This is a genomic window from Klebsiella sp. GG_Kp175, from assembly GCF_040062325.1.
GTDB lineage: Bacteria > Pseudomonadota > Gammaproteobacteria > Enterobacterales > Enterobacteriaceae > Klebsiella > Klebsiella quasipneumoniae.
Genome location: NZ_JBEAFX010000003.1, coordinates 278,260 through 297,306 on the forward strand (window position 1 = coordinate 278,260; position 19,047 = coordinate 297,306).

19 protein-coding genes are annotated in these 19,047 nt (G+C 55.7%); 8 read left to right on the plus strand and 11 right to left on the minus strand.

Features of this window, described 5'->3' with window-relative positions; all coding sequences use genetic code 11:
- Positions 1–109: 109 nt before the first annotated feature.
- The gene (acrR, locus tag ABLU73_RS07280; protein WP_004204746.1) at positions 110–760 is read right to left on the minus strand and encodes a multidrug efflux transporter transcriptional repressor AcrR; all 651 of its coding nucleotides are present in this window, start codon (positions 758–760) and stop codon (positions 110–112) included.
- Positions 761–902: 142 nt separating this feature from the next.
- Here acrR and acrA point away from each other — a divergent pair, with 142 nt between their 5' ends.
- From acrA to maa, 5 genes are all read left to right on the plus strand, one after another.
- Complete coding sequence (gene acrA, locus ABLU73_RS07285; protein ID WP_004204747.1) at positions 903–2,096, plus strand: multidrug efflux RND transporter periplasmic adaptor subunit AcrA; 1,194 nt, start codon at positions 903–905, stop codon at positions 2,094–2,096.
- A gap of 22 nt (positions 2,097–2,118) precedes the next feature.
- Positions 2,119–5,265, plus strand: a complete 3,147-nt coding sequence (gene acrB / locus ABLU73_RS07290) for a multidrug efflux RND transporter permease subunit AcrB (protein WP_017898892.1) — start codon at positions 2,119–2,121, stop codon at positions 5,263–5,265.
- A 484-nt stretch (positions 5,266–5,749) separates the two neighbouring features.
- Entirely contained in the window at positions 5,750–6,124 is a 375-nt protein-coding gene (gene tomB / locus ABLU73_RS07295) for an Hha toxicity modulator TomB (protein ID WP_002892066.1), read from the plus strand.
- A gap of 26 nt (positions 6,125–6,150) precedes the next feature.
- Positions 6,151–6,369: an HHA domain-containing protein gene (locus tag ABLU73_RS07300; RefSeq protein WP_002892050.1), complete on the plus strand. Its 219-nt coding sequence runs from the start codon at positions 6,151–6,153 to the stop codon at positions 6,367–6,369.
- A 158-nt stretch (positions 6,370–6,527) separates the two neighbouring features.
- The gene (gene maa, locus ABLU73_RS07305) at positions 6,528–7,094 is read left to right on the plus strand and encodes a maltose O-acetyltransferase (RefSeq protein WP_004204750.1); all 567 of its coding nucleotides are present in this window, start codon (positions 6,528–6,530) and stop codon (positions 7,092–7,094) included.
- Here the strand turns inward: maa and ABLU73_RS07310 are convergent.
- Positions 7,066–7,188: a hypothetical protein gene (locus tag ABLU73_RS07310; RefSeq protein WP_032426076.1), complete on the minus strand. Its 123-nt coding sequence runs from the start codon at positions 7,186–7,188 to the stop codon at positions 7,066–7,068. The genes maa and ABLU73_RS07310 overlap by 29 nt on opposite strands.
- A gap of 42 nt (positions 7,189–7,230) precedes the next feature.
- Here ABLU73_RS07310 and ABLU73_RS07315 point away from each other — a divergent pair, with 42 nt between their 5' ends.
- Positions 7,231–7,701 carry a YlaC family protein gene (locus ABLU73_RS07315; RefSeq protein ID WP_049093338.1) on the plus strand — a complete coding sequence of 157 codons (471 nt, stop codon included), beginning with the start codon at positions 7,231–7,233 and terminating at the stop codon, positions 7,699–7,701.
- Here ABLU73_RS07315 and ABLU73_RS07320 read toward each other — a convergent pair.
- Positions 7,670–9,127 carry a PLP-dependent aminotransferase family protein gene (locus ABLU73_RS07320; protein ID WP_264923912.1) on the minus strand — a complete coding sequence of 486 codons (1,458 nt, stop codon included), beginning with the start codon at positions 9,125–9,127 and terminating at the stop codon, positions 7,670–7,672. The genes ABLU73_RS07315 and ABLU73_RS07320 overlap by 32 nt on opposite strands.
- A 100-nt stretch (positions 9,128–9,227) precedes the next feature.
- Between ABLU73_RS07320 and ABLU73_RS07325 the strand changes: the two genes are divergently transcribed.
- Entirely contained in the window at positions 9,228–9,926 is a 699-nt protein-coding gene (locus ABLU73_RS07325) for a GNAT family protein (RefSeq protein ID WP_264923910.1), read from the plus strand.
- Here ABLU73_RS07325 and ykgO read toward each other — a convergent pair.
- From ykgO to ABLU73_RS07340, 3 genes are all read right to left on the minus strand, one after another.
- Positions 9,923–10,063: a type B 50S ribosomal protein L36 gene (gene ykgO / locus ABLU73_RS07330; protein WP_002892018.1), complete on the minus strand. Its 141-nt coding sequence runs from the start codon at positions 10,061–10,063 to the stop codon at positions 9,923–9,925. The two genes, ABLU73_RS07325 and ykgO, sit on opposite strands and share 4 nt — an antisense overlap.
- Positions 10,063–10,326, minus strand: a complete 264-nt coding sequence (locus tag ABLU73_RS07335; RefSeq protein WP_004204754.1) for a type B 50S ribosomal protein L31 — start codon at positions 10,324–10,326, stop codon at positions 10,063–10,065. Before ABLU73_RS07335 ends, ykgO begins: the two co-directional genes overlap by 1 nt.
- A 116-nt stretch (positions 10,327–10,442) precedes the next feature.
- On the minus strand, positions 10,443–11,513 hold the full coding sequence (locus tag ABLU73_RS07340; RefSeq protein WP_264923908.1) for a LacI family DNA-binding transcriptional regulator: 1,071 nt from the start codon (positions 11,511–11,513) through the stop codon (positions 10,443–10,445).
- Between the two features lie 270 nt (positions 11,514–11,783).
- Here ABLU73_RS07340 and ABLU73_RS07345 point away from each other — a divergent pair, with 270 nt between their 5' ends.
- Positions 11,784–13,055, plus strand: coding sequence for a maltoporin (locus tag ABLU73_RS07345; protein ID WP_004204756.1), 1,272 nt, complete (start codon positions 11,784–11,786; stop codon positions 13,053–13,055).
- 136 nt (positions 13,056–13,191) lie between these two features.
- On the opposite strand, the gene ABLU73_RS07350 is transcribed toward ABLU73_RS07345, so the two are convergent.
- From ABLU73_RS07350 to ABLU73_RS07370, 5 genes are all read right to left on the minus strand, one after another.
- On the minus strand, positions 13,192–13,506 hold the full coding sequence (locus tag ABLU73_RS07350) for a glucose PTS transporter subunit EIIB (RefSeq protein ID WP_004204757.1): 315 nt from the start codon (positions 13,504–13,506) through the stop codon (positions 13,192–13,194).
- Positions 13,507–13,571: 65 nt separating this feature from the next.
- Positions 13,572–15,629 carry a beta-galactosidase gene (locus ABLU73_RS07355; RefSeq protein WP_203558946.1) on the minus strand — a complete coding sequence of 686 codons (2,058 nt, stop codon included), beginning with the start codon at positions 15,627–15,629 and terminating at the stop codon, positions 13,572–13,574.
- A gap of 30 nt (positions 15,630–15,659) precedes the next feature.
- Positions 15,660–16,862 (minus strand): arabinogalactan endo-beta-1,4-galactanase, encoded by a 1,203-nt coding sequence (locus ABLU73_RS07360; RefSeq protein ID WP_136084653.1) that lies wholly within the window; start codon positions 16,860–16,862, stop codon positions 15,660–15,662.
- 4 nt (positions 16,863–16,866) lie between these two features.
- Complete coding sequence (locus ABLU73_RS07365; RefSeq protein ID WP_101994140.1) at positions 16,867–17,718, minus strand: sugar ABC transporter permease; 852 nt, start codon at positions 17,716–17,718, stop codon at positions 16,867–16,869.
- 10 nt (positions 17,719–17,728) lie between these two features.
- The gene (locus ABLU73_RS07370) at positions 17,729–19,036 is read right to left on the minus strand and encodes a sugar ABC transporter permease (protein WP_080841333.1); all 1,308 of its coding nucleotides are present in this window, start codon (positions 19,034–19,036) and stop codon (positions 17,729–17,731) included.
- Positions 19,037–19,047: the final 11 nt, after the last annotated feature.

A 19,047-nucleotide genomic window follows, 5' to 3' on the forward strand; every position in this document is an offset into this window, starting at 1 on the left:
AAATGCCGGAGAATACCGGGGGTCGTCGCAAGCGCGCAGAATAGCACTTCTCATCGCTGGCGAATAGCGGCGGACTGCGCTAAAAATTCACGCTCATCCGCACGCTTCGTTAAGCTGGCAGGCTCTCCGGGCCGCGAAGCGTGGGGCAGAATTGATACATCTCCAGCAGGATGGCGACGTAGTCACGCGCTTCCGCATGCAGGTCGAACGAGTCGGGAGCAAACAGCCAGTTCTCCATCAGGCCTGAAAGGTAGCTGCGCATTAAAATCGCCGCTCGCCGGGTGAGTAAATTGGCAGGCAACAGCTTCGCCGCGATACACTCTTTTAAGGTCTGCTCGATACGCTCGTAGCTCGCCAGGGAGAGCTGCCGCTGGGCCTGCTGCACTACGGTCATTTCTCCGACGAATTCACACTTATGGAAGATAATCTCCATCATCAACCGACGACGCTCTTCTGTCACTGTCGCTTCAAGAACATAGACTAATATCTCCCTGATAACTGAGAGTGGATCGTTGGGGAATTTTGCCCGATACTCAATTTCGAGATCGCTAATACTGGCGTCTGACAGCTCCCAAATTTCGTTGAATAAATCTGATTTATTCTTGAAATGCCAGTAGATAGCCCCCCTCGTTACACCCGCAGCTTTTGCAATTGTTGCCAACGAGGTAGATGATACGCCTTGCTGCGAAAACAGACGCAGAGCAACATCCAGAATCAGTTGCCGGGTTTCACGTGCCTGTTGTTTGGTTTTTCGTGCCATAGGTTAATGACTTTACAGAGGTTACGTTTACATACATTTGTGAATGTATGTACCATAGCACGACCATAATAGAAAGACTGTAGTGGGTTTGTGGTTGTTTGAGCCACTGAACATTTTGAAATTGGACACTCGAGGTTTACATATGAACAAAAACAGAGGGTTAACGCCTCTGGCGGTCGTTCTGATGCTCTCAGGCAGCTTAGCGCTAACAGGATGTGACGATAAACCGGCTCAACAAGGAGCCCAGCACATGCCGGAAGTCGGTATTGTGACGCTCAAATCCGCACCTCTACAAATAACCACCGAACTGCCAGGCCGAACCAGCGCCTATCGCATTGCGGAAGTTCGTCCTCAGGTCAGTGGCATTATTTTAAAACGTAACTTCGTGGAAGGTAGCGATATCCAGGCCGGCGTTTCCCTGTATCAGATCGATCCAGCCACCTATCAGGCCAGCTATGACAGCGCCAAAGGCGACCTGGCAAAAGCCCAGGCGGCGGCAAACATGGATCAACTGACGGTCAAGCGTTATCAGAAACTGTTAGGCACTAAATATATCAGTCAACAAGACTACGATACCGCCGTCGCGACGGCGCAGCAGAGCAATGCGGCCGTGGTCGCGGCGAAAGCAGCCGTTGAAACCGCGCGCATCAATCTGGCCTACACCAAAGTCACCTCGCCGATTAGCGGCCGCATTGGTAAATCCGCGGTGACCGAAGGGGCGCTGGTGCAAAATGGTCAAACAACCGCCCTGGCAACCGTTCAGCAGTTGGATCCGATCTATGTCGACGTCACCCAGTCGAGCAATGATTTCCTGCGCCTGAAACAGGAGCTGGCCGATGGCCGTCTGAAACAGGAAAACGGGAAAGCGAAAGTGGAGCTGGTGACTAACGACGGTCTTAAGTATCCGCAGGCCGGCACGCTGGAATTCTCGGATGTCACCGTCGATCAGACCACCGGCTCTATCACGCTGCGCGCTATTTTCCCTAACCCGGATCACACCCTGCTACCGGGGATGTTTGTCCGTGCCCGTCTGGAAGAAGGGGTTAACCCTGACGCCCTGCTGGTACCGCAACAGGGTGTCACCCGTACGCCGCGCGGCGATGCCAGCGTCATGGTAGTGGGTGAAGGCGATAAGGTCGAAGTCCGCCAGGTCACTGCTTCTCAAGCGATTGGCGATAAATGGCTGGTCACTGACGGTCTGAAATCCGGCGATCGCGTTATCGTCACCGGCCTGCAAAAAATCAAACCAGGCGTGCAGGTAAAAGCGCAGGAAGTAGCTTCTGATGATAAACAGCAAGCCGCAGGCAACGCGCCATCAGAACAAACCAAGTCTTAACTTAAACAGGAGCCGTTAAGACATGCCTAATTTCTTTATCGATCGCCCCATATTTGCATGGGTGATCGCCATCATCATCATGCTGGCTGGGGGATTATCGATCCTCAAATTGCCGGTGGCGCAATATCCGACGATTGCGCCGCCAGCAATTTCCATTACCGCCATGTACCCCGGTGCTGACGCCGAAACCGTGCAGAACACCGTGACTCAGGTTATCGAACAGAATATGAACGGTATCGATCACCTGATGTACATGTCCTCGAATGGCGACTCCACCGGTACGGCGACCATCACCCTGACCTTCGAATCCGGTACCGATCCGGACATCGCCCAGGTTCAGGTTCAGAACAAGCTGGCCCTGGCCACCCCTCTGCTGCCGCAAGAAGTACAGCAGCAAGGGATCAGCGTTGAGAAAGCGTCCAGCAGCTTCCTGATGGTTGTCGGCGTTATTAACACCAACGGCACCATGAACCAGGACGATATTTCGGACTACGTGGCGGCCAACATGAAGGACCCGATCAGCCGTACCAGCGGCGTCGGCGACGTTCAGCTTTTCGGTTCCCAGTACGCGATGCGTATCTGGATGGATCCGAATAAACTGAATAACTTCCAGCTCACGCCGGTGGACGTGATCAGCGCTCTGAAAGCGCAGAACGCCCAGGTAGCCGCTGGTCAGTTAGGCGGTACGCCGCCGGTGAAAGGCCAGCAGCTCAACGCGTCCATCGTCGCACAGACGCGTCTGACCAATACGGAAGAGTTTGGCAACATCCTGCTGAAGGTGAACCAGGATGGTTCCCAGGTTCGTCTGCGTGATGTCGCCAAAATTGAGCTGGGTGGCGAAAGCTATGACGTGGTGGCGAAGTATAACGGCCAGCCAGCGTCCGGTCTGGGTATTAAACTGGCTACCGGCGCGAACGCGCTGGATACCGCCAACGCGATCCGCGCTGAACTGGCGAAGATGGAGCCGTTTTTCCCGTCGGGGATGAAAATCGTTTACCCGTATGACACCACCCCGTTCGTGAAAATCTCTATTCACGAAGTGGTTAAAACGCTGGTGGAAGCGATCATCCTGGTCTTCCTGGTGATGTATCTGTTCCTGCAGAACTTCCGCGCCACGCTGATCCCGACCATCGCGGTGCCGGTGGTCCTGTTAGGGACCTTCGCGGTGCTGGCGGCGTTTGGCTTCTCGATAAACACCCTGACGATGTTCGGGATGGTGCTCGCCATCGGCCTGCTGGTGGATGACGCCATCGTGGTGGTCGAGAACGTCGAGCGCGTCATGGCCGAAGAAGGCCTGCCGCCGAAAGAAGCGACGCGTAAATCGATGGGGCAGATTCAGGGCGCGCTGGTAGGTATCGCCATGGTGCTGTCGGCGGTATTTATCCCGATGGCATTCTTCGGCGGTTCAACCGGCGCCATCTATCGCCAGTTCTCCATCACCATCGTTTCCGCGATGGCGCTATCGGTACTGGTCGCGCTGATCCTGACGCCGGCGCTGTGCGCCACGATGCTGAAGCCTATCCAGAAAGGCAGCCACGGCGCGACCACCGGTTTCTTCGGCTGGTTTAACCGCATGTTCGATAAGAGCACGCACCATTACACCGACAGCGTAGGCAACATTCTGCGCAGCACCGGTCGCTATCTGGTGCTGTATCTGATCATCGTGGTGGGCATGGCGTGGCTGTTCGTTCGTCTGCCGAGCTCGTTCCTGCCGGACGAAGACCAGGGGGTATTCCTGAGTATGGCCCAGCTGCCTGCCGGCGCCACCCAGGAGCGCACGCAGAAAGTGCTGGATGAGATGACGAATTACTATCTCACCAAAGAGAAGGACAACGTGGAATCCGTGTTTGCGGTTAACGGCTTCGGCTTCGCCGGCCGCGGCCAGAACACCGGTATCGCGTTCGTCTCGCTGAAAGACTGGAGCCAACGTCCGGGCGACGAAAACAAAGTTGAAGCGATCACCGGTCGGGCGATGGGCTACTTCTCGCAGATTAAAGACGCGATGGTCTTCGCCTTTAACCTGCCGGCTATCGTTGAACTGGGTACCGCGACCGGCTTTGACTTCCAGCTGATTGATCAGGGCGGCCTGGGACACGAAAAACTGACCCAGGCACGTAATCAGCTGTTTGGTATGGTGGCGCAGCATCCTGACGTGCTGACCGGCGTGCGTCCTAACGGTCTGGAAGATACACCGCAGTTCAAAGTCGATATCGATCAGGAAAAAGCCCAGGCGCTGGGCGTCTCCATCAGCGACATTAACACCACGCTGGGCGCTGCCTGGGGCGGAAGCTATGTCAACGACTTTATCGACCGCGGCCGCGTGAAGAAAGTGTACATCATGTCCGAAGCGAAATACCGTATGCTGCCGGAAGACATCGGCAAGTGGTATGTTCGCGGCAGTGATGGCCAGATGGTGCCATTCTCCGCCTTCTCCACCTCGCGTTGGGAATACGGTTCGCCGCGTCTGGAACGCTACAACGGTCTGCCATCGATGGAAATTCTTGGCCAGGCAGCGCCAGGCAAGAGTACCGGTGAGGCGATGAGCCTGATGGAAGAGCTGGCGGGTAAACTGCCGTCGGGTATCGGCTACGACTGGACCGGGATGTCTTATCAGGAGCGGCTGTCCGGTAACCAGGCCCCTGCCCTGTATGCCATCTCGCTGATTGTCGTCTTCCTGTGTCTGGCAGCGCTGTATGAGAGCTGGTCGATTCCGTTCTCGGTCATGCTGGTCGTACCGTTAGGTGTGGTCGGCGCGCTGTTAGCCGCCACCCTCCGCGGTTTAACCAATGACGTTTACTTCCAGGTTGGCCTGTTGACCACCATCGGCCTGTCGGCGAAGAACGCGATACTGATCGTTGAATTCGCCAAAGACCTGATGGAGAAAGAGGGCAAAGGGCTGATTGAGGCGACGCTTGAAGCGGTGCGTATGCGTCTGCGTCCGATCCTGATGACCTCTCTGGCGTTTATCCTTGGGGTTATGCCGCTGGTTATCAGCTCCGGTGCTGGCTCCGGTGCGCAGAACGCCGTCGGTACAGGCGTAATGGGCGGGATGGTGACCGCGACGATCCTGGCTATCTTCTTCGTGCCGGTGTTCTTTGTGGTGGTTCGTCGCCGCTTTAGTAAGAAAACGGAAGATATTGAGCACAGCCATCAGGTTGAGCATCATTAATCTGCACTACTGAACAAAGGGCCGCCACCGCGGCCCTTTTTTTGTTCATTACCGACAGGGCACATATTGCCATTGTTTATTTTTCGCGCTGCATTTAATATCTATTGATGTGTTGCAGACTATATCTATCGCGCTGTTTAGCCCTTAGGATCTTCTTACGCTCATTTACCAGGAATAATCCTAATATCATCATTCACGGCCGGCGGTTTCTGAACGCGACGACTGCCTGTCTTAAACCAATGATTGATAAGACATCTCTATTTTTCAGGCTGCGCGCCCGGGCCGCAGAAATTAATTCGTCTATTTTTAAGATAATTTCTCTCTGATAATTGTAATTTTTCGTAATAGCACGATGAAATCTCCTGGAGAGTGGATTATAGTTAAATCAGCAGGATTACTCAGTTAGTGTCAGGTCAGTTAGTCGTGTTCATCCCACAACGGTGTTTGTTAGTCGTCGTTTAAACCACTCAAAAGGGGATGCGTTATGGACGAATACTCGCCAAAAAGACATGATATCGCACAACTACGCTTTCTCTGCGAAACGCTGTATCATGACTGCCTTGCAAACCTGGAAGAGAGCAACCATGGCTGGGTCAACGACCCGACATCGGCTGTCAATCTCCAGTTAAATGAACTGATCGAGCACATTGCCACATTCGCCCTTAATTATAAAATTAAGTACGCTGAGGATAATAAGCTGATCGCTCAGGTTGACGAATATCTGGACGACACATTTACGTTGTTCAGTAACTACGGCATTAACTCTACGGATTTGCAAAAGTGGAAAAAATCCGGTAATCGGTTATTTCGTTGTTTTGTCAACGCCAGCCGGGAAAATCCGGCCAGTCTTTCGTGTTAGGATTATTACAATCAAAAGGTGGAATTATGTCTGATAAGCCATTAACTAAAACAGACTATTTGATGCGCTTACGTCGTTGCCAGACAATTGACACGCTGGAGCGCGTCATTGAAAAAAACAAATATGAACTTTCTGATAATGAGCTGGCGGTATTTTACTCAGCCGCCGATCATCGTCTGGCTGAACTGACTATGAATAAGCTGTACGATAAAATCCCGACGTCCGTCTGGAAATTTATCCGCTAATTAGTGCGCCCGACGCGGTCTGCTGACCGGATGGTAATTGCCAGCCTCAGCAGGACACCTTTGTGATAGTCATCACAGCATTCAGCCAACAGCAAACTTGTAACCGGTTTCTTTTTTATACTGTTGCGACCCTCTAACGTCAGGTATAAGGAAGACCAATGAGTGAAGAAAAACGCAAAATGATCGCCGGTGAGCTCTATTTATCTGGCGACCCAACGCTTCGCGCCGATCGCTTACGCGCCAGACAGCTGCTGCACCGTTATAATCATTCCGCCCCGAATGCCCAGGAAGAACGTCAGCATATTCTGGCCGAGCTGTTCGGTCGCGCTGGCGATGCGTATATCGAGCCAAGCTTCCGCTGCGACTACGGCTACAATATCTTTCTCGGCGCCGGTTTTTACGCCAATTTCGACTGTGTGATGCTGGACGTCTGCCCTATCCATATTGGCGATAACTGCATGCTGGCGCCGGGCGTCCATATCTATACCGCCACCCATCCGCTGGATGCTGAGGCCCGAAACAGCGGCCAGGAATATGGCAAACCGGTGACCATTGGCCACAATGTGTGGATTGGTGGTCGGGCGGTGATCAATCCCGGGGTGACCATTGGCGATAATGCGGTCATCGCCTCCGGAGCGGTGGTCACTAAAGACGTTCCCGCCAGTACCGTTGTCGGCGGCAACCCGGCGCAGATCATCAAGCGCCTTCCGCCGCCGAATGCGTAACTGTTATGCTTTTCTGTAACTGATCTGTTACTTTCTCCGCAGAATACTGCAACATAAAATAACCTTCAGGCTGAGCCTGCCGCACCTGATCCATCGGGCGCACGGGGCGGGCTTATTGCAGAATTCGGGGACCAAGATGACAGAAATACAACGCCTGCTGACTCACACCATTGACGAACTTAACGTGCAGGAAAAACGCGATAATCGCCCGCGTTTTAGCATCAGTTTTATCCGCAACCATCCGGGCCTGTTTGTTGCCATGTATGCTGCGTTTCTGGCGACGCTGGTGGTCATGATGCGCTCTGAAACGCTGGTGGATTCGGTCTGGTTGTTGGTGGTGCTGTTCATCCTGTTCAACGCTTTTTTCTTCTTTGACGTCTATCCACGCTATCGTTACGAAGATATCGATGTCCTCGACTTTCGCGTGTGTTACAACGGCGAATGGTACAACACCCGCTTTGTCCCCCGACAGCTGATCGACCGTATCCTGCAGTCGCCGGACGTCGATAGCGAGCAGAAGGCACAGCTTAAAAAAATGGTCGACACCAAAGGCGAGCTCTCCTTTTACGATGTCTTTACGCTGACCCGCGCCGGTACTGCGCAATAAGACGATTCAGCGTCCGCAGCGCCAGCGGATAGCGGGAAGCCGAAGTATTGCCATACCCCAGCACCAGCCCGCTCCGCCCCCGCCGCGGGTCGAGATAGAAATGACTTAGCGCAGCGGGCGCCAGCTGAAACTGACGCGCCTGCTGCGCAATCGTTCGATCGTCGATCCCCTCTATGGCCAACGTCAGATGGAGTCCCCCTTCCCCACCGAGGACTTCGCACGGCACGGTAATCTCTTGCGCCAGCGCCTCGCGCAGCTGTTGCTGACGTTTGCGGTACAGACGACGCATCGCTGCCAGATGACGCGCATAGTGTCCCTTCTCGATAAAGCTGGCCAGCGCACGCTGTTCAGCGCGGTGCCCGCCGCGCAGCAGCGCGCCAATGGCCTCCTGAGCGGCATCCGCCAGCGCGGACGGCATGACCATAAAACCGATACGCAGCGCCGGAAACAGGGTTTTGCTGAAGGTGCCGAGATAGACCACCGGGGCATCCGGGACCATCCCCAGCATCGCCGGGATCGGCTCTCCGCTGTGGCGAAACTCGCTGTCGTAGTCATCCTCCACAATCCACGCGCCGTGCCGATGGGCATACTCCACCAGCGCCAGACGCCGCGCGGCGCTCATGACGCTCCCAAGGGGATACTGATGAGAGGGAGAGGTGAAAATCAGCCGGGGTGGCTCTGCCACGCCGTTGTCGATACACATCCCTTCACCATCGACGGCCATCCCACAGACCCGCAGCCCCGCTCGCTGGAAACCACTCCTGGCACCCAGGTACCCCGGCTCTTCCAGCCACACGCTGTCGCCCGGGTTGGTCAACAGCGAGGCGCATAAGTTGACCCCTTCCAGCGCCCCCTCGGTGATGACGATCTGCCGGATATCGCACCGGATGCCCCGGGAGAGCGCCAGATGGCGGGCGATAGCCTCCCGCAGTTGGGGATCGCCCGCGGCCTCACCGTAGCCCAACAGCGTGCTGCCTTCGTCGCGCAATGCCTTATCCATTAACCGCCGCCACAGCGGCAGCGGGAAATAGTTCACCGCCGGCATGCCAGGCGTAAACGGCAGCGCCGGCGAGTCACGGCGCATAGCGGCTGGCAGCCCCTGCAGCCGCTCAGACAGCACAACGGGTGGCGCGATTACCTCCTGCCGACCGCTAGCGGCGAGCGGCACCACCTGCGTCCCCTGACGGCTTCGCGTCAGGTATCCCTCCAGCGTCAGCTGCTCCAGTGCGGCATTCACCGTATTACGCGACAGATGCAGTCGACCGGCAATCACGCGCGATCCTGGCAAACGGCAGCTGGCCGCCAGGGTTCCCTGCAGGATGGCATGGCGCAAAGTGTGGTAAAGGGCGCGCTGCAGGGTTTCGTCCGTTCGCTGCCGCATCCCCTGCGTCACCAACCCATAAAACGCATCGTCCGGTATATTCATGTCGCCTCCTCGTGGATCCATAAAAACATACTCTAATGGCACTTTTTATGGAACCAGCCAGCGCGTACGCTGCCTGTACATCCCCAATAAGGAAACCGCAATGTGTGAATACAATCAGTTTGGACAGGCGCTCGGCGCCGCGCTGCCCGACTGGCAACCCCGCCCCTGGCCGACCCGGCAGGTACTTCAGGGCAGCCGCTGTCGGCTCGAACCACTCACCCTCGCCCACGCCAGCGATCTGTTTGCTGCCCATCAGCTGGCGCCCGACGCCCGCAGCTGGACGTGGCTGCTGCGCGAACCGGAAACCAGCCTGGCTGAATTTAGCGCCTGGGTGGCGCAGGTTGCGACGCTGGCCGATCCGATCCATTTCGCCGTCGTTGACCAGCAGCGTGGAACGGCGGTCGGCTCGCTGGCGTTAATGCGCATCGATGCCACCCATGGCGTGGTCGAGGTGGGGCATGTCCATTTCTCTCCGCTGCTAAGCCGAACGGCTATGGCCACCGAAGCGCACTGGCTGTTGATGCAGTATGTGTTCGAGACGCTCGGCTACCGTCGCTATGAATGGAAATGCAATAGCCTCAATACGCCGTCAGGCCGTGCGGCAAGGCGACTGGGATTTCAGTACGAAGGACGTTTTCGTCAGGCGCTGGTGAGCAAAGGACACAACCGGGACACGGACTGGTTTTCAGTGATTGATGGCGAATGGCCGCAGCTGGATAGCGCCATGCGCCAATGGCTGGCCACCGACAATTTTACCGCCGACGGCCAGCAGCGCCGTCCCCTGGAAAGCTTCCGTTAACGACGTTTTTTGCGCCCCTGCACTGCTTTGAAGCGGGGGTTGCTCTTGCAGATCACGTACAGCCGCCCTTTGCGTTTGACCAGCTGGCAATCCGGGTGGCGCTGTTTGGCGCTGCGTAATGAGTTAACGACCTGCATCATGCCTTCCTTTTTGCATCAATGAAGCCGCCAAAGCGCTGGCGGAAACGGGCCGCGCTACCCTCGCTGGCGAACGTTTTTTGTTTGCCGGTGTAGTAGGGATGCGATTTCGAGGAGACGTCGATCGTCACATACGGATACGTCTCACCGTCGAGCTCAATCACGCGTTCGGTGCGGATGGTTGAGCCAACTTTAAAATATTCATTGGCGCTGGTGTCGTGAAACACCACCGTGCGATAGGGAGGATGGATATGGGCTTTCATGATGACCTCATCATTATGTTATAACATAACAATTAAGGTACGCCGTTCCACGACAAAGATCAACCATGGTCATATCAGGGGTAATAACAAAGAGGCGAGTTTCCTCGCCTTTGGCTTCAGGGCGCCAGACGATGGGCGATAGCGCGAAGTTGCTCCGCGATGGCCTGCAGATCTTTCCCCTGCTCGACTCTGGCGCCGCTGGAATGGCGAATCACCAGGCGCGCCGGCAGGATGGATGAGGTATGCGCCGCACCGCTGGTACTGGCGAGGATCCGCCGCACCGCCTCTTTCCCCTGCAGGTCGAGGTCCAGCGAGACCGTACTCAATGCCGGATAGAAAAAGGAGCTTTCGTAGGTATCGTCATAGCCAATCACCGACTTCTCTCCCGGCACCGCCACCTGATGCTGATGGAAGGCGCTGAGCACCCCCAGCGCCATCTGGTCATTGCCCACCAGCACGGCGCTGAAATTAGGCGTTTCCCGCAGCATCTGCAGCGCGCCGGCGTAGCCGCTCTGCGCATCCCAGTTGCCCCGCAGGACGGTTACCGGATTCAGACCGTAGCCATCCAGGGTCTCGAGCCAGCTTTTCAGCCGCAGTTTCGCCGATACGGAGCTGTCCGGGCCTGCCAGCAACGCAATCTCCCGATGCCCCATCTCATAGAGATATTTGACGCTGGCCCGGGTGCCGTCCGCCGGGTTAAACGAAACGTTAAACACGGAGCTGTAGGGATCAACGTCGAGAAACAGGCAGACGATATCATCATTGTCAGCGGCGATTTTCTGCGCCTGTTCAGTCTCCAGCGGCACGTTGATAATGACCTTATCCACCCGCTGAGACTTCAGCTCATTGATGGAATCCTGGATGCTTTGGTTGACGCTCTCATCAATCATTGAAATCAGGACCTGGTAACCTTCCAGATTGGCATAGCGTTTTACCGCCGCCGCCACCTGAGAGGGGGCATGCCAGGCCAGCGAAATCGTCACCAGTCCGACCGTCTGGCTCTCCTTCCCCACCAGCTGCTGCGCCAGCCGGTTTGGCACATAGCGCAGAGCCTCTATCGATTTCTCCACCTTGCGGCGCGTCGCTTCGGATACATTGGCAGATTTGTTGAGTACCCTGGACACGGTCTGGTAAGAGACGCCCGCATGACGAGCGACGTCTTCCAGAGTAGCGCTTTTAGACTTCATGGTCCGGTTCCTTATGTTGTTATCCCATGATTGTAACAGGGGCCATTTGAAAAAACGCTCACCGCTACCTCTCATCGCAAAATTACACCACAAAAAGTATTACGTTCACAACCAGGTTAATTGTGAATCACCTCACTCATCACAACAAAAACCAGCGTTATTATTTGCACTTAGTCACACAATAATCATATCTCATTTGCCTGAAGTTACATTTAGGCATTTTATGACATCAGTTATGTGAACGTAATACAAAACAATAAGAGGATAGAGATGAATACGACACTGCGCGTCCTTTCCACAGCATTAGCCGCTGCGCTAATCGCCCCTTCCGCCTTTGCGGCTACCGCTGCGATCCCGACCGTTGATTTTCATGGCTATTTGCGTGCCGGGGTTGGGGTCTCCGGCGACGGTAGCGAAGCGGAATGGCAAAAGAACAAGCTGGGCCGGTTGGGTAACGAATCGGATACCTATGGCGAGCTGGAGCTAGGCTCCGAGGTCTACAAAAAAGATGATGTCAGTTTCTATCTCGACAGCATGGTCAGCATGGTCTCCGATGGCTCTAACGATAATGAAACCACGCTGAACGATGACGCGCAGTTCGGCTTACGTCAGCTGAACCTGCAGATCAAAGGGCTGATCCCGGGCGATCCGAATGCGGTGATCTGGGGCGGCAAACGTTACTACCAGCGTCACGACCTGCACATCATCGATACTAAATACTGGAACATTTCCGGCTCCGGGGCCGGGGTGGAAAACTACACCCTTGGCCCGGGCGCCGTCTCGCTGGCGTGGATCCGCGGCGATGCCAACGACGTTGACTATCGCGTCGATGGCGACAGCAACGTCAATATCAACTATATCGATTTACGCTACGCGGGATGGAAGCCGTGGTCCGGGTCGTGGACCGAATTCGGCATCGACTACGCCATGCCGAACACCACTAAAAAACAGGACAGCTACGGCGGACTGTACGATGCCGAAAATGGCGTGATGCTGACCGGTGAAATCAGTCAGGATATGCTGGGCGGCTATAACAAAACCGTGCTGCAGTATGCCAACAAAGGTCTGGCGCAGAACATGGTCTCCCAGGGCGGCGGCTGGTACGATATGTGGAACTACGTGAACGACGCCACCGGCTATCGCGTGATTAACACCGGTCTGATCCCCATTACCGAGAAATTCTCCATCAACCACGTTCTGACCTGGGGCTCGGCGGATGACATTACCGACTATACCGATAAAACGCGGATGCTGTCGCTGGTCGCCCGCGGGCAGTATCAGTTCACCGACTACGTGCGCCTGATTGGCGAAGTCGGCGGTTTCTATCAGAAAGACAGCTATAACAATGGCACCAGCTACAAACAGGCCGGTGAGAAATATACCATTGCGCTGGGCCTGGCGGACGGGCCGGACTTTATGTCACGCCCGGAATTACGTATTTTCGCGTCGTATCTGAATGATTCCGAAGATGGTAAACCGTTTGAAGACCAGACGGCGAATAATACCTGGAATTTCGGCGTACAGGTTGAAGCCTGGTGGTAATATCGCGCTGGTAAGACAAATACGTTATTGATATCTCCAACTGTAAGGTCATTAATTTCCCTCCGGTAATCATTATTGCCACTGCTGTCTTTGTCTTATTTTCGGGATAACCTGTTTTCAGGTTATCCCGTTTTATTTATTTCCGCGCGGCAAAATGGTCATCCAGCAATTGACGTAGCGCATCGGACTGCTTACCGAAAATAGCATGAACCTGCTGGCCAAGAATAATGACACCCAGCGCGCCCTGCTGCTGTAATGCGTCCGAGTCCACGGCTGCCAGATGACGAACCGTTACCCGCAGACGGGTAATACAGGCGTCCACTTGGGTAATATTCGCTTCACCGCCGAAGGCCTGAACCAACGCCTCGATTTGCTGTTTTTCCGCTTCGCTTAACGGCTGTGCCGGACGTGCAGGAGAGAAATAGTGCAGGAAAGATTTTAAACTCACCATCATAAACTCCAGGGTAATAGATACAAAAAAGCCTGCTCGGCAGAGCAGGCGTGGAGAAAAAAGGATTAGGCGTGGCGACGGAGAATACGGCAATCCCATGCTGACAGGGTCAGCGGGTCCGACACCGCCGCGTCGGTCAGGCAATCCCGATACCCTGACGGCAGGCTCAGGGTATGGCTTTGCGCGCTGTAGTTCTGCAGGAAGACAAACGTGCTCTCACCGTCGGTGCGCGCAGTAGCCACCACGCCGGGCGGTAAATCCGCCGCGATCGCCCGCGGTAGCGCCAGCTCCTTGCTCAGGGCGGCAAAGAAGTCGCGCTGGAAGGCCAAATCGTTGCGGGAGGCCACATGCCAGGCTTTACCTTTCCCGAAGCCGTTCACCGTCACCGCTGGCCTTCCGGCATAAAAATCATCCCGGTAGGTGGCCAGCGTCTGCGCGCTTTCGGTATGGATCAGTTCACAGAGATGGCGCACCTGATACGGGCCCTGCAGACCGCACTGATTCCCGGCCAGGCCCTGCACCAGATTAAACTCGCCGTCATTCAGGCAGTCGATCTCTTCCGCCCAGATGCCCAGCAGATTGCGCAGCGGGCCCGGGAAGCCGCCGAGATAGCAGAGATCGGATTCGTTGACGATGCCGGTCCAGTAAGTGGTCACCAGATGGCCGCCGCTGGCGACAAACGCCTCCGCCCGCGCGGCAAAGCCGTCGCGCACCATGTATAACATCGGGGCAATGACCAGCAGGTATGGCGTTAAATCAGCGTCGGCGTCAATCACATCGACGGCGATGCCCTGCTCCCAGAACGGACGGTAGTGCTCATTGACCGTCTTCTCATACTCCATCCCCAGATTGCGCGGTCCCTGGGCGTCATCAAGCGCCCAGCGGTTCTGCTGGTCGAAGATAATCGCCACTTTCGCCTCGGTGCGACAGCCCCGGACCTCCGGTAGCTTGCTCAGTATCTCACCGAGTTTGCTGACTTCACGGCCAATACGGGTATCGATGTGCCCGACATGGTCGACCACCGCGCCGTGAAATTTCTCAACCGAACCGCGACTTTTCCGCCACTGGAAATACTGCACCGAGTCGGCGCCATGCGCCACCGCCTGCAGCGAGGAGAGAATATGCATGCCCGGTTTCTTCAGTTTGCTGGTCGGTTGCCAGTTAGTCGCACCCGGCGTGGACTCCATCAGTACAAACGGCTGGCCGCCCTTCAGGCTGCGCATCATGTCGTGATACATCGCGGTGTAGCAGGCCAGCGCGGTTTCGTCTTTATCGCGGTGCCACATCGGATAGCTGTCCCACGAGATAAAGTCCAGCACCTCCGCCAGCTGCCAGTAGTCGTAATCGTAGAAATACTCCATAAAGTTGGTGGTCACCGGCAGGGCGGCATTCGCCGCCTTCAGCGGGGCGATTTCATGGCGGCAGAAATCGGTCACCTGAGCGGTGTTAAAGCGATGCCAGTCAAGGTTGAGACCGTGGATCGACGTTTCACCCTGCGGCGCAGGCGATTCAATCTGCGACCAGTCGGTATAGGTATGGCTCCAGAAGGTGCTCCACCAGGCCTGGTTGAGGTTCTCCAGGGTCTGGTACCGCGTCTTCAGCCAGTCGCGAAAGCGGGTCTGGCAGCGCTCGCAATGACATTCTCCGCCATATTCATTGGAAATATGCCAGCCCAGCACCGCCGGGTGCGCAGCATAGCGCTCCGCCAGCAGGCTATTAATTTTCAGGGTCTTCTCACGATAGATCGGCGATGACATACAGTGGTTGTGACGGCCGCCGTGCAGGGCCGGCACCCTATCGCGCCCCACCCGCAGAACCTGCGGATAGCGCTGGGACATCCACGCCGGACGCGCGCCGCTCGGGGTGGCCAGAAATACATGAATGCCGGCGGCATACAGTTTATCGAGAATAGTATCCAGCCAGGCGAAATCAAATACCCCTTCGCGCGGCTCAAGTTTCGCCCAGCTAAATATGCCCACCGACATCACATTGCATTTTGCCTGCTGCATCATGGCAATGTCTTTATCAATAATGTCGGGGTCATTCTCCCATTGTTCCGGATTATAATCCGCGCCATGCAGCAGCGTATTAACCTTTGGATGTAAAGGTGCAAATTTATTCATAATAAACTTCCTGAAAAGAACGACAAATAATTAATTAAATACTTTTACCGACGGCAATACTTTTCCCTGGCAGTCAAATAGCGCCTGATTTTCCCGCGCATTACCCTCTTTCCATTCGTCATGGATATATTTCATCCCCGCCGGGGTGGCCCAGGTATTTCCCGGCACGGCAATCCACGTCGGCTCCCAGTAAAAAATACCTTTGCCGCGCTGGTCAGGAACATCTATTACGGCCTGCATCAGATCGTGAATATAGCGATATTGCCCCTGCACGGTGGCGGGATAGCCTCCGTCCTTTTCCTCTTTGGCCTGAAAACTGTTTTCCGCGTTATCGCAGTTAGCCAGGGTATAGGCATAGGCCGCCTCGACGACAATGACATCTTTGTTATAGCGTTTGCTGATGTCATCCATATTGGCCTTCAGGGCGCTGATCGGCCCGTTCCAGTAGGTGTACATCGACAAACCAATCACGTCATAGGGCACATGACGTTTCTCTATTTCGTCAAACCACCAGCGGAAGGTATCGTTCTTGGTCCCTTCAGCCAGATGCAGCATGATTTTCACCTGCTCGCCATTGCGCAGATTCGCCTTCAGACCATCAATGGCCGCGTTCAGCAGCCCGGCCAGCCGGTCGAACTCGCCGCCCCCCTGCCCCCAGCTTTTCCCTTCCGGCCACAGCATACCGCCGTTGATCTCATTGCCGATCTGCACCATATCCGGCAGGACGCCCGCCTGCTTATAGCGGGCGATGGTATCCCGGGTATAGTCATGAATCGCCGTTTTCAGCTGCGGATAATCCATCTTTTCCCAGGCCTTCGGTTTGAACTGCTTGCCGGGATCGGTCCAAAAATCGCTGTAATGGAAGTCGAGCAGCAGCTTCATTCCCTGGGCTTTCGCCCGTTTCGCCAGCGCCAGGGTAGTGGCCAGATCGTTATTCCCGCCGCCATAGCCCTCGCCGCTTGCCGATTGCGGATCCACCCACAGGCGGAGGCGAACATAGTTGACGCCGTTCTCTTTCAGAATGGCGATCGGATCCTTACGCTGGTTATTCTGGTCGTAGAAAATTGCCCCGTGCTTTTCGGCATCCAGCAGCGTGGAGATATCCGCGCCTTTAATAAAGTCCGCCGGCATACCCTGAAAGGCGCGGGTTTCAAGCGCGTCCGCTGCCAGCGAAGGGAGGGAAAAACTGCATGCCAGACAAACCGCAAGCCATGCGGGTGTAAATCTTTTCATGTGCTTATCCTTTAGTACTGCCCGAGGTCAGGCCGGAGACGAAGTATTTTTGTAACGCCAGATAGAGGATCGCGACCGGCACGGCAATCAGTACCGCCCCCGCCGCGTAGGTGGTGTAGCTGGCCCCCATTTTTTGCGCCACCAGGTTATACAGACCGATAGGCAGCGTGTATTTATCCGGGGTACGCAGGATGGTGCTGGAGAGGATGAAATCCCCCAGCGGGCCGGTGAAGGAGAACAGCGCCACCACCGCGAGGATCGGCCTCGACAACGGCATGATGATCTCAATAAAGATGCGAAAGCTACTGGCGCCGTCCATGCGGGCGGACTCATCCAGATCTTTAGGGATCGCGTCGAGATACCCCTTCATCAGCCAGGTGTTCATCGGGATCATTCCCCCGACGTAGATCAGCACCAGCGCCAGATGGCTGTTTATCAGGCCAAGCAGTTGCGACAGCACAAAGATGGCAATCAGCGCGGAAAACTGCGGGATCATCTGCAGCAGCAGGAACAGCATCAACCCGTTCTGCCGCCCTTTAAAGCGGAAGCGGGAGAAGGCGTAAGCGGTAAAGCTGACGCTAATCAGGGTCAGCACCATGGTCAGAAAGCTGATTTTCATCGAGTTCCAGTACCAGGTGAGGTAATTCACATTGCCATTGAACAGATCGGAATAGTGCTGGAACGACAGGTTTTCCGGAATGATCGAGGTACTGAGCAGGCTATTGCCGGCGTTCAGCGACGCCCCGACGGTCCAGACCAGCGGGTAGATAATCACCACCGAGACCAGGATAACCACCAGCCAGGTGAGAGAGAGTCGGATCCACTTTTCGCGTTTAATACTGGGTGATTGAGCCATGTTGCTTCCCTTACGCCATGTCGTCATTTTTGAAGGATTTGGTGGCGCGGAACTGCCACAGCGCCAGGCCGACGACGAAGATCGACAGCAGGATAGTGATGGTCGCCGCGATGGCGTACTGCGACGAGGACATCGTCAGCTTATAGATCCACGACACCAGAATATCCGTCCCGCCGGCGTTAGATCCCGCCACCGCAGGGCCGCCGTTGTTAAACAGATAAATAATGTTGAAATTATTAAAGTTGAAGGTGTACTGGGTGATGATGATCGGCGCGATCGCGTACAGCACCAGCGGCAGGGTGATGGTGCGCAGGCGGGTAAAGGCGCTGGCGCCGTCCATCGTCGCCGCTTCATACAGATCGTCCGGGATCGCCTGCAGCACGCCGGTGGTCATGGCAAAGACAAACGGAAAGCCAAGCCAGGTCTGCATCATGATCAGCGCGGTTTTGGTCCAGAACGGGTCGGTTAGCCATGCCTTCGGGCTGATGCCGAAGAATGACAGGATCGCGTTGTTAATCACCCCGAAGGAGTCATTGAACATCCCGGCAAAGACGAGGATAGTGACAAACCCCGGCACCGCCCACGGCAAAATAAAGATGGTGCGGATCAGCGGCTTAAAGCGCAGATCTTTTTGGTTCACCAGAATCGCCAACAGCACGCCCACCGTACACTGCAGGGTGGTCGCCAGCAGCGTCCACACCACGGTCCACTGCAGCACATCCAGAAAGGTGGAGCGCCAGATGGAGAGGGTGAAAATATTGACGAAGTTTTTCAGCCCCACCCAGTCCACCAGCTTCGCCGGCGGCGTGTGGTACAGGTTGTAGTTGGTGAAGGCGATGGCGAAACCAAACAGAATGGGAAAGATCACCACAAAGACCAGCAGAATAAAGCCCGGGGTGATCATCAGGTACGGGAAGCCGTCGCTCAGCAGCATCTGGTACTGCTTACGCACGCTGTTCAGCGCGACCCCTTCATCGCGTTTTTTGCCGTTCAGCCACGCGTCCCGCAGCGAGAGAAAATAGATCAGCACGCCAAAAGCGACGATCAGCACGCTGATAATCCCCTCCGCTAACAGGAAGATAGAGTTATCCCGGGGCACCTCTTCACCCAGGGTATAGAGCCCCCACAGCCCCTCGCGCAGGAAATCGTAAAAAATACCCAAAAAGCTGCTCAGCAGCACCAGGAAGACCAGCCCCTTCAGCCACTGGCGATGATAAAACTGGCCGCAACCCGGCACGATTGCCAGCAACAGGCCGCACCACGCATGGCGCCCGGGCCCGCGCGCGTCGCTAAAATTTTCGCTGGAATGGATGCTCACACTCGACTCCT

Coding starts and splice junctions, on each gene's coding strand:
- ABLU73_RS07355 (WP_203558946.1), bottom strand. CDS start 15,629: ATGAATAAATTTGCACCTTTACATCCAAAGGTTAATACGCTGCTGCAT.
- tomB (WP_002892066.1), top strand. CDS start 5,750: ATGGACGAATACTCGCCAAAAAGACATGATATCGCACAACTACGCTTT.
- ykgO (WP_002892018.1), bottom strand. CDS start 10,063: ATGCAGGTCGTTAACTCATTACGCAGCGCCAAACAGCGCCACCCGGAT.
- acrR (WP_004204746.1), bottom strand. CDS start 760: ATGGCACGAAAAACCAAACAACAGGCACGTGAAACCCGGCAACTGATT.
- acrA (WP_004204747.1), top strand. CDS start 903: ATGAACAAAAACAGAGGGTTAACGCCTCTGGCGGTCGTTCTGATGCTC.
- ABLU73_RS07350 (WP_004204757.1), bottom strand. CDS start 13,506: ATGGTGAGTTTAAAATCTTTCCTGCACTATTTCTCTCCTGCACGTCCG.
- ABLU73_RS07310 (WP_032426076.1), bottom strand. CDS start 7,188: ATGGATCAGGTGCGGCAGGCTCAGCCTGAAGGTTATTTTATGTTGCAG.
- maa (WP_004204750.1), top strand. CDS start 6,528: ATGAGTGAAGAAAAACGCAAAATGATCGCCGGTGAGCTCTATTTATCT.
- acrB (WP_017898892.1), top strand. CDS start 2,119: ATGCCTAATTTCTTTATCGATCGCCCCATATTTGCATGGGTGATCGCC.
- ABLU73_RS07345 (WP_004204756.1), top strand. CDS start 11,784: ATGAATACGACACTGCGCGTCCTTTCCACAGCATTAGCCGCTGCGCTA.
- ABLU73_RS07360 (WP_136084653.1), bottom strand. CDS start 16,862: ATGAAAAGATTTACACCCGCATGGCTTGCGGTTTGTCTGGCATGCAGT.
- ABLU73_RS07325 (WP_264923910.1), top strand. CDS start 9,228: ATGTGTGAATACAATCAGTTTGGACAGGCGCTCGGCGCCGCGCTGCCC.
- ABLU73_RS07340 (WP_264923908.1), bottom strand. CDS start 11,513: ATGAAGTCTAAAAGCGCTACTCTGGAAGACGTCGCTCGTCATGCGGGC.
- ABLU73_RS07300 (WP_002892050.1), top strand. CDS start 6,151: ATGTCTGATAAGCCATTAACTAAAACAGACTATTTGATGCGCTTACGT.
- ABLU73_RS07365 (WP_101994140.1), bottom strand. CDS start 17,718: ATGGCTCAATCACCCAGTATTAAACGCGAAAAGTGGATCCGACTCTCT.
- ABLU73_RS07335 (WP_004204754.1), bottom strand. CDS start 10,326: ATGAAAGCCCATATCCATCCTCCCTATCGCACGGTGGTGTTTCACGAC.
- ABLU73_RS07315 (WP_049093338.1), top strand. CDS start 7,231: ATGACAGAAATACAACGCCTGCTGACTCACACCATTGACGAACTTAAC.
- ABLU73_RS07320 (WP_264923912.1), bottom strand. CDS start 9,127: ATGAATATACCGGACGATGCGTTTTATGGGTTGGTGACGCAGGGGATG.